The 244-nt window shown below is 62.7% G+C and carries 1 pseudogene; it reads left to right on the top strand.

The features are described from left to right. Positions 1-244: pseudogene (locus tag AB3X94_RS42345) on the top strand (IS5/IS1182 family transposase); the annotation flags it as partial.

The following is a 244-nucleotide window of genomic DNA, read 5'->3' as shown; positions in this document are numbered from 1 at the left end:
GAAGCGTGCCGGAGTGATCAAGGCGTCGAGCGCGAAACGCGTAATCGTTGATACGACCGTGATGCCCAAGGCGATCGCACATCCGACTGACTCGCGACTGCTGGAGCGCTGTCGTGAACACCTCGTGAAGGCAGCTGCGCGGCACGGCCTGAAACTGCGTCAGAACTACAACCGCGAAGCACCACGCCTGGCCACCCAGATCAGCCGCTACGCGCACGCGAAGCAGTACCGGCGGATGAGCAAG

The organism is Paraburkholderia sp. BR10923, from assembly GCF_040948765.1.
Taxonomy (GTDB): domain Bacteria; phylum Pseudomonadota; class Gammaproteobacteria; order Burkholderiales; family Burkholderiaceae; genus Paraburkholderia; species Paraburkholderia youngii.
The sequence above is the reverse complement of the archived record's forward strand: the minus strand, read 5'-3'. Positions and strand labels throughout refer to the sequence as shown.